Raw genomic sequence first — 9321 nt, 5'->3', positions numbered from 1 at the left:
CCTCTCGATAGCGCGACACCCCTCCCCTTCAGGGGAGGGGCCGGGGGTGGGGCGCTTCCGCAAGCGCAGGGGCCTGGGGGTGACGCCCCACCCCAACCCCTCCCCTGAAGGGGAGGGGCTCGGCTCGGATCGCTCTATGTCATCTTCTTCGCAGGACAGGATCCAATCGTCGGGAAAGCCCCGTATCCACTCATAGCGCGGGCGGAAGCCAGGCGGGCTCGAACTGGGGTTGCCGGGGGGACAGCGGCGACAGGCGACGCAGCGCGACCAGGTCGAGAAGCCGGATTCGATGCCCCGACCGCGCGACCAGCCCCTCCGCCTCCAGCGCGCGGATCGTCCGGTTCACATGCACAGCGGTCAGCCCCAGCAGGTCGCCGATGATCTCCTGCGTCAACGGCATGACGAAGCCGTCCTCCTGCACCGCACCGATCGGCGTCAGCCGCGCATGAAGATCGAGCAGCAGCCGCGCCAGTTGCTCGCGCGCCGACGCCTTGCTGGTGACGGCCAGAGCATCCATCAGCGCCAACCGCTCCATCTGCGCCGCCATCGTCAACAGCGCCGCCAGGCGTGGCAGGTCATGATAGAGCCGCCCCAGCCGCTCATAGGGCACGAATGCCGTCACCGCCTCGGTCATCGCGGTCAGGGTGTCCGCCGCCCGGGGCAGGACCATGCTGGGCGTCGCCAACATGTCGCCGGGCAAATGTACCTTCTGCACCAGCCGGTTGCCGCTGCGCAGCAGGACCGAGGAACTGACCCACCCCTTGTTCAGAATATGGATGCCGCGAACGCTGTCGCCTTCGCGCTGGAACGTCTCGCCGCGCCGCCGGACGACCTCGTCATCACCGAGCGCGAGAAGGGCCTGTTCCTCCCGCGCGGTCAGGGCGGCGAAGGCGCGGAAACGGTGGATCGGGTACGCTATGCGGGTTTCCTTTCGTATCACTCGCGCGGTCGCGAAAGGACGAATCACACGACCGCAAGCGTAACGATAGCCGCCCCGCCGCCGGTCGTCCTGCGTCTACATCAAGCTACGGGCGGTAAATCGTCATCGGGCCCGACGCCGCCCTGAGCCCGGAAACGGTACCGGTCCGGTGACGGACACGGCCCCCACTATGCCGATGCTATGCGAAAGCCGGAAATCCGTATCGAAATGCTATGTCCGGGCCGATAGCTGGAGGGCCGCAACGAGGATTGTGGCATGGCGGCATGGCATCAGACGCGGCGCGCGGACGGGGCGTTGCGGGGCAGCGGACTGATCTTGTGGGGAATCGCCTATGCGGCGATTACGCATCTCTATGCCGAGCATCCCTCGCCGGTATCACCGGGCGCGATGGCTTTGGCCCTGGCGGCGATCGGTTTTCTGGGCGCCAGCATCGGCAGCGCGCTGGTGATGCTGGGTCGGCATGTGTTCGATGAGGTGGAGGTCAGCAGTCGCTGGCGGATGCGATCCACGACCACTCCGCCCGGCGGCATCGACCGCGACTGACCCTTCGTTACGGACCGGTGCCACCGAACGCCCGAGATCTTTTTACGCAACTGTAACGACGGCATGAGCCTTTACCGGCGATTGGGTCGTTCAGTGCAGCATGACTGCCGCCATGCCATGGCCCCGCCATCCGGGGCGCCGTTCCGTCGTGCCCCGGCGCGACGGGACACCGGCATGCCGCCTGGGCCCGACGGCTTCGGCCCTGTCCCCTGCCCCGCCCACTCCTGCCTCGATACGCCATTTGGGTCCGGGGGACGAATGCGATAGGCAGCGCCCAGGAGATTGAAATGCGACGATTAATCAACCGGGTGAGGCGATTGCGGCAGGCCGACGATCAGGTCTCGTCACGGGTCCGCGCCGTGCTGGTCGAGTCGCTCTATGCCTCGCCGCGCTCGCTGGTCATCGGGGCGTTGACCAGCAGCGCGATCGCCGCCGTCGTCGCGATCGCCAGCGGGGACGACTGGTTGATGGCCTGCGCACTCGGCATCGCGCTGGTCGGGCTGGTCCGCATCGTCGACACTTTATGGACCCGCCGCAACGCCACGATCCGCCAGCAGGAGCGCGGCTATCGGCTCGGCGCGCTCAGCTATGCCGCGCTGCTGGGCCTGTTCGGGCTGTTGACGCTGACCCGGACCGAGGACGGCACGCTGCACCTCCTGTCGGTCACCACCGCGATCGGCTATGCGGCGGGGATTGCGGGGCGCAATGCCGGGCGGCCGCTGATCGCCCTGTCGCAGTTGTGCTGCGCCTCGCTGCCGCTCGCCCTCGGGCTGCTCATGCCGCTGGAGCCGCTCAAGGCGCTGATGGCGGCGGTGATCCTGTTGTTCGTCGTCGCGATGATGGACATCACGCAACAGACCTATGCCGCGATCCTGCGCGCGACCGTCGCGTCGCAGGAAAAGGCCGCGCTGGCGGAGCATCACGCGCGGATGGCGCGTCGCGACGACCTGACCGGCGTGGCCAACCGCACCGCCTTTCGCGAGCATTTCGAGGAAAGGCTGCGTACCCTGTCCACCAACGGGGAAAAGCTGGCGCTGCTCTGGCTGGATCTCGACCGGTTCAAGGAGGTGAACGATTCCTTCGGCCATCTGGCGGGCAATGCCCTGCTGGTCCAGATCGCCCGGCGGCTCAACGCGCATTTCGGCGAGGCCGGGCTCGTCGCCCGACTGGGCGGGGACGAGTTTGCGGTTCTGTGCCATATCTCCCATGCCGAGGCGGCGGGCGGCATCGGCGCGACCATCCTCGACCTGGTCCGCGAACCGGTGGCGTTCAGCGGCCATGTCCTGCGCACCTCCGCCTCGATCGGCGTCGCCATCGCGCCCGAAGATGGCGGAGACGCCGACACGCTGCTGAAGAATGCCGATCTGGCGCTCTACCGCGCGAAGGAGAATGGGCGGGGCCGCTTCTTCCTCTACGAACCCGTGATGGACGAGAAGATCGAGCGCCGCCGCCAACTGGCCGCCGCGATGGACGGCGCACTGGAACGGGGGGAGTTCCATCTGCTCTTCCAGCCGATCTTCCGCCTGACCCAGGCCAGCATCACCTCGTGCGAGACGCTGCTGCGATGGCACAGCCCGCAATTCGGGCCGGTATCGCCCGGCGAGTTCATCCCCATCGCCGAGGAGAACGGGCTGATCGTCCCGATCGGCGACTGGGTGCTGCGCCAGGCATGCATGACGGCCAGCGCCTGGCCATCCGAGGTCACCGTCGCGGTCAACCTGTCACCCGTGCAGCTGCGCACGCCCGATCTGGCCGAGGCGGTGAAGGCGGCGCTGGCGGCGAGCGGCCTGCCGCCGCAGCGGCTGACCCTGGAGGTGACGGAGACGGTGCTGCTCGACGATGTCGGACGCTCGATCGATGCGCTGACCGCACTCAACCGCATCCATGTCTGCACCACGCTGGACGATTTCGGGACCGGCTATTCCTCGCTCAGCTATCTGACCCAGTTCCCGTTCCAGACGCTGAAGATCGATCGGTCCTTCGTCATCGATCTGGAGCACAACCCCGCCTCGGTGGCGATCGTGCAGACCATCGTCGAACTCGCCGCCAAGCTGGGGATGCGGACGGTGGCCGAGGGGGTGGAGACGTCCGCACAACTCGAACAGCTACGGCGGACGCGGTGCGACGCGGTGCAGGGCTTTCTGCTCGCCAAGCCGATGACGGCGGATCGGCTGTCCGCCTTGTTCGCCGGACTGGGGCTGGAGGAAGATGGCCCCGGAGAGGCGATCGCGATCCCCGGGGCCGGTTGATCAGGCGTCGGCCTTTTCGCGCAGACGGGTCTGTGCGGCGACCAGCCGCTCCATCCGTTTCAGATCCCCCTCGGTCAGTCGCAATGCCGCATCGGCCCAGAGGTCGACCACCGCCTCCAATTCCTCCAGCGGCAGCGGATTGACCGCGCGAGACGCCTCGTAGATGGCGCAATGCGCGCTGTGCCGCCGATGATTCTGGCGGATATAGTCGGCGACCATGCGCCGCCCCTCGCCCGGCTCGGCCAGGTTGTGGACCAAGCCCATGTCGTACAGTTCCTCCGCGCTGTAGGTCCGACCGCTCATGATCATCCGCTCCGCGCGCGCCGCACCCAGCCGCCGCGACAGGAAGCAATGCGCCCCCATGCCGGGGAAGAGACCGAACAGCGTCTCGGGCAGGCCGAAGCTGGTGCCCCGCTCGGCGATGACGACATGGAAGGACAGCAGCGCCTCGAACCCGCCGCCCAGCGCATCGCCCTCGACCAGGCCGATGGTGATGATCGGCCGCTCCAGCCCGCGCATGTTGCGATGGAGGATCTTCACGCAGGTCCGCCCATAATGGACCAGCATCGCGTGGTCGCGGTCGCGGATCGCCTGTGCGAACAGGTTCAGGTCGCCGCCCAGCGAGAAGACGCCGGGAAAGCCGGAGCCCAGCACGACATAGCGGATGGGCATGTCCCCGCCATCGGCGGCCGTGACGATCGCCTCCTGCCAACGGACGAAATCGCGCAACAGGTCCGGGTTGAAACTGGGCCGCGTCCGGGCCCGCATATCGGTCCACAACGTCCGGCTATCGGGATCGTAACGGGTATCGAGCTGTTCGAGGCGAAACGATGCCGCGATCCCCTCATCCCCGGCACGCGACGGGTGGCTTTCGACGGGGCGCGGGCCACGAATGTCCGTCGCCATCTTGAAATCATAAGCGGTCATGGGTTTTACTCTCGACATGCAGCACCATGCTGCCCATCGACGATAGGCCCGGCGACCTGCCGAGACGTCGGTCAAAGCGACGTATCTGGAACGACTTACGCCGCCGTCACCCTGGGGATGGCCGGGATATCCGGTCGGCGTCCATGCTCCTGTACGACCGACCGCCGTCGAGCCCGGTCGGCCTCCCCCGATGCCGGTGGCGGCGCGGGGCGCCCATAGAGATAGCCCTGCCCCAACTGGCACCCCAATTGCCTTAGACGATGCGCCTGCACCTCGGTCTCGATCCCCTCGGCGACGACGACCTTGCCCAGCCCGCGGCCCAGACCGACGATCGCATGGACGATCGCCAGCGTCCCGCCATCGGACTCGTCGATGCCCGCGACGAAGGACCGGTCGATCTTGATCCGGTCGACCGGCAACTGGCGGAGATGGACGAGCGAGGCATAGCCGGTGCCGAAATCGTCGAGCGCGATGCACACCCCGGCATCGTGCAGGGTGCGCAGATTGGCGAGGATACTGTCCGCCGCCCGGTCGAGCATCACGCCCTCGGTCACCTCGACGCACAGCCGGTCGGGCGTGACGTCATGATGGGCCAGCCGGTCGAGCACTTCCCGCGCACCGCGCGGGCCCGCCAGTTGCGCCGAGGTGAAGTTGACGCTGAGCACGCCCAGCCGCTCGCCCTGTTCGCGCAGCGCGCTCAGCGCCAGTTCCAGCACATGCTCCTGGATCATCAGCCCGATCCGCTCCGCGACCAGCACATCGGCGAAGCGATCCGGCGGCAACAGGCCGTGGCGCGGGTGATCCCAGCGGAGCAACGCTTCGTGCCCCCCCGCCGTCCCGGTATCCAGCGACACGATCGGCTGCATATAGAGCAGGAATTCGCCGCGTTCGATCGCCAGTTCGGCATCATCGATAAAGGCGACCTGAAGGTCGCGCAGCGAGCGCTGCAACGGATCGTAGCGGGTGTAGCGCCCCCGGCCGAGCCGCTTGGCGGTGTACAGCGCCAGATCGGCATTCTGGTAGAGCAGGTCGACCGCCCGCGCGTCTTCGGGGAAGCGCGCCGACCCGATGCTGAGCGACAGGGGACGGCCGCGATCCTCGGCATGCCAGACATCGCCCTGAAGCCCGATCGCCGCGTTGGCGAGCGCAGCCTCGTCGCCCTGCGTGCCGGGACATAATATGGCGAACTCATCCCCGCCGATCCTCGCGATGCGCGTACCCGGCCACCCCCGCGCCGTCTCGGCCAGGACCGTGCCGACATGCTGCAACAGCGTGTCGCCGACCGCGTGACCCAGACGGTCGTTGACGTCCTTCATGAAGTCGACATCGACCAGGAACAGGCTGAACGCCCTGTCCGCGACCATCCATTCATGGGCCTGTTGCTGGAACGCAAAGCGATTGCCCAACCCGGTCAGGAAATCGGTATGCGCCGCCAGCCGCAACGTCTTGGTTTCGGCCAGGTCGATCTCGCGGCGCTGGCGGGCAAGCTCCAGTTCCTGACGGATCAGGCGGAACCGATCGGCGATCGCCAGTGACAGGACCAGCGCCTCGAACGCCAATGCGGCGAAGGTCGCCATATCGACGATGTCGTTCTGCGGCGCGAAGCCCAGGTTGCGGCTCAGCCGGGCCAGGAAGACACCGATGACCGGGCCCCAACCGATGAGATAGAACCAGATCACCCGGCTGCCGCGCCGCGCCGCGATTCCCGAAGACAGGGCAACCAGCAGCGCCGTGGCCGCGATCACGTAATTGAGCAGCCGGTCGGTGATCCCCGGCGGCAACCATCCATCCGCCGCCGCCAGGAACCCCAGCACCGCCCCCGCGACCGACAGCGTTCGGCCCGCCATGGCGAAGCGGCGCGGCAAGACACCCTCCTCGATCACCGCGAAGAAGAACATGTTACCCGCCGCGACCATCAGGCCGACCAGCACCAGATTCAACCGGACCGCGAGCGGCCCGATCAGCCACGGCACCAGAAACGCCGCGGTGTTCGTCCAGACCAATCCATAGGCCAGCGCGACGCTGACCCACAGCAGGTACCAGCGCTGGAACGCGGGACGCTGGCCGGTGTGGATCACCAGATTATAGAGGAGCGCGGACAACAGCGTTCCCGTGAACAACCCCATCAGCAACAGCCAGCGAATGTCGCCATCGGTCATCCGGCCGCCCGGTCGCGCCTCCAGTTTGCGCATCAAATAGAGTTCGTCGATGTTGCGAAAGCCCAGATAAAGGCCGCGCACATCGCGCCCCGCCAAGGGAATGATGAAGCGCAGAAGCCCACCGGGGGCGCCATGCCCCCGCAATTCGTCGGACGAACGCTCGATCCGCATGCTGCCGTCACGACCGACGACCAGCAGGGCGATACGGTCGAACCGGGTCTGGTCGATCAATATGTCCCAGCGCGGCGGCAGCGCGCCGAGATTCGAGGGGTCGAGACGCAGCCAAAGCCAGGGCGCGCCCCGGTTCGACTCATGGGCGTTGCACTGGTAACGGGCGCCCATCACCATGGCCGCATCCGACCCATCGGGCAGCGCGGCGCTACACGCCGCTTTGCGCAGGTCGATGGCCGTGGCCGACGCCGTTCCCGGCATCACCCCCGCCAGCAACATCAGCAGCGCAAGCGCCACCGCCTTGATGTCCGATGCCACTTTCGCGGCCCCCATTTTACCTACCCGCCCTCAACCTGCTCTAAGCAGGTCATATTAACGATAAGGCAAGTGTAAATTCGGTTAGCACGTTTAACCGTGGAAGGGGATTGGTCGAGATTGCCCCTATGGCGCACCCGCCGTTGCCGCGCGCGCCGCCTCGATTTCCCCGCCCCAGGGATCGACCTGCGCGACAGCCTTGCCTTCGGGGGTGAAGTCCATGATGAGGTCACCGGCCTTCGCATAGCGCGGCCATTCCGGCAGGCCGGGCGCATTGGGATCACCGGTCTTGGCGAACCGGATCAGGTAACGGCTCATCACCTGCCCGATGGCGCGATCGCGCGACGTGGTCGCATCGCCATATTTGATGGCGGTGGTGTCGAAGAAAAAGGGAATGTCGGTCGCATGCTGCGCGCCCGGCTGGTCCACCGAGTTGGCGACATAGGAAAAGCGATATTCCCACACCGGGACGCCCTGCTTGGCCATATGGGCGGCCACGTCGCGCGCCCCGGCAATCATGAAGCCGGTCTTGCCGCCGATATCGGTGCTGGTCGCCCCCACGACCATCGGCGCACGGGCAAAGCGGTTCTCGGCATAGGCCCGCCCCATATCGACCACGACCTTGCCATCGGCGAAGGGCGCCATATGGGTGGGGGGACCGGGCTGGGGCCGGAACAGCGCCATCATGTTGAGCCCGTCGGTCACCGCCTCGGCGCTCAACGCGCGAAGCCTGGCCAGCGCATCGGGGCGGTCGGGATCGATAGCCTGGGACCGCGCGAAATTCTCACCGATCCGCTCGGCATCGGCCAGCGTCTTGCCGTCGGACCGGCCATTGCCGCCCGACATGACGAAGACCTTGTGGAACAGGCCTTTGGCCAGCGGCGAGGTGTTGAGCATGTGCACCGACATGCCGCCCGCGCTTTCCCCGACGATGGTGACGTTGGACGGATCGCCCCCGAACGCCGCCGCGTTGCGCCGCACCCACTGCAGCGCGGCGATCTGGTCCATGATCCCGTAATTGCCCAACCGCCCGCCATCTTCATCCGCCCTGGTCAGTTGCGGCAGCGCAAAGGTCCCGAACCGGCCGACCCGGTAATTGAAGCTGACGAACAGCACGCCCTGCCTGGCCAGCTCCGCCCCCGAATAGGTCGGCGGAGACGCGCCGCCATTCACGAAACCGCCGCCATAGATCCAGACCACGATCGGCAGTTTGCCGCGACCCGCCATCGGCTTCCAGACATTGGCATAAAGGCAATCCTCCGCCGGGGTCGTACCCAGAGGCGCGGCATCGCTGGGGAACGGCACCTGCATGCAGTCATGCGCATAGGCCGTGGCATCGCGCACGTCCGTCCATGCGGCGGCGGGCTGGGGGGCCCGCCAGCGAAGCGGCCCGACCGGCGGGGCGGCGAACGGGATTCCCTTCCAACTGGCGACCCCGTCGGTCACGCTGCCCCGCACCACCCCCCGATCGGTGGCGATGACAGGGGCGTCGGACGCCGTCTGCGCGGCCAGGGGAGCGGCTATCACGATGGTCGCCGCCACGACGCCCTTCAGGGTAATGCTCACGGGCCCCTCTCCTCACGATGAGTCGCAACCACGATGTTTTCGCGGCCATTTTCATCAGGATAGTGGCGAAGCCCGTCGATTGGGAAGGGGGTGTCGTATCATTCCCGCGAGCGGGTCGACGTGTCGATCCCGTTTGTCGCTGGCATGGCGGGCGTGCTGGGTAGCGCGGTGCAAATATGCCGCGCAATCTCGGGGTGTCACCGGGATATGCGCCCGGCGTCTTTGGGACGGCGGGCCAGAGCGCGGCTATGCTGTGCGCGTTGGCGAACACAGCAAGCAGCTTTTATGCCGAATGCCATCGTTTTACGAGAATGACCGGATACGTCTCAGACCGGACGCTTACAGATCGCCAGCGCTGTTGGCGTGAACGCCGGGAAGCCCGCGAGGTTGTGTGACTTGGCGGGCGTATATGTGGTGGGATGGTTGCGGGGGCAGGATTTGAACCTGCGGC

The 9321-nt window shown here is 66.9% G+C and carries 6 protein-coding genes; 2 read left to right on the top strand and 4 right to left on the bottom strand.

Annotated elements, in window-relative coordinates; all coding sequences use genetic code 11:
* Positions 1–190: 190 nt before the first annotated feature.
* Complete coding sequence (locus SM191_RS18820) at positions 191–940, bottom strand: Crp/Fnr family transcriptional regulator (RefSeq protein ID WP_341507546.1); 750 nt, start codon at positions 938–940, stop codon at positions 191–193.
* Between the two features lie 255 nt (positions 941–1195).
* Here SM191_RS18820 and SM191_RS18815 point away from each other — a divergent pair, with 255 nt between their 5' ends.
* Both SM191_RS18815 and SM191_RS18810 read left to right on the top strand, forming a co-directional pair.
* The gene (locus SM191_RS18815; protein ID WP_341507545.1) at positions 1196–1483 is read left to right on the top strand and encodes a hypothetical protein; all 288 of its coding nucleotides are present in this window, start codon (positions 1196–1198) and stop codon (positions 1481–1483) included.
* 287 nt (positions 1484–1770) lie between these two features.
* Positions 1771–3732, top strand: coding sequence for a putative bifunctional diguanylate cyclase/phosphodiesterase (locus tag SM191_RS18810; RefSeq protein WP_341507544.1), 1962 nt, complete (start codon positions 1771–1773; stop codon positions 3730–3732).
* On the opposite strand, the gene SM191_RS18805 is transcribed toward SM191_RS18810, so the two are convergent.
* From SM191_RS18805 to SM191_RS18795, 3 genes are all read right to left on the bottom strand, one after another.
* The gene (locus SM191_RS18805; RefSeq protein ID WP_341507543.1) at positions 3733–4659 is read right to left on the bottom strand and encodes a crotonase/enoyl-CoA hydratase family protein; all 927 of its coding nucleotides are present in this window, start codon (positions 4657–4659) and stop codon (positions 3733–3735) included.
* Positions 4660–4754: 95 nt separating this feature from the next.
* Positions 4755–7307, bottom strand: coding sequence for a putative bifunctional diguanylate cyclase/phosphodiesterase (locus tag SM191_RS18800; RefSeq protein ID WP_341507542.1), 2553 nt, complete (start codon positions 7305–7307; stop codon positions 4755–4757).
* Positions 7308–7430: 123 nt separating this feature from the next.
* Complete coding sequence (locus SM191_RS18795) at positions 7431–8870, bottom strand: carboxylesterase/lipase family protein (RefSeq protein WP_341507541.1); 1440 nt, start codon at positions 8868–8870, stop codon at positions 7431–7433.
* Positions 8871–9321 lie beyond the last annotated feature (451 nt).

It is taken from the genome of Sphingomonas sp. 2378 (assembly GCF_038084995.1).
GTDB lineage: Bacteria > Pseudomonadota > Alphaproteobacteria > Sphingomonadales > Sphingomonadaceae > Sphingomonas.
The sequence above is the reverse complement of the archived record's forward strand: the minus strand, read 5'-3'. Positions and strand labels throughout refer to the sequence as shown.

What these genes read in the sequence shown, in the direction of transcription:
- SM191_RS18815 (WP_341507545.1), top strand. Translation starts at nt 1,196, where the DNA reads ATGGCGGCATGGCATCAGACGCGGCGCGCGGACGGGGCGTTGCGGGGC.
- SM191_RS18810 (WP_341507544.1), top strand. Translation starts at nt 1,771, where the DNA reads ATGCGACGATTAATCAACCGGGTGAGGCGATTGCGGCAGGCCGACGAT.
- SM191_RS18805 (WP_341507543.1), bottom strand. Translation starts at nt 4,659, where the DNA reads ATGACCGCTTATGATTTCAAGATGGCGACGGACATTCGTGGCCCGCGC.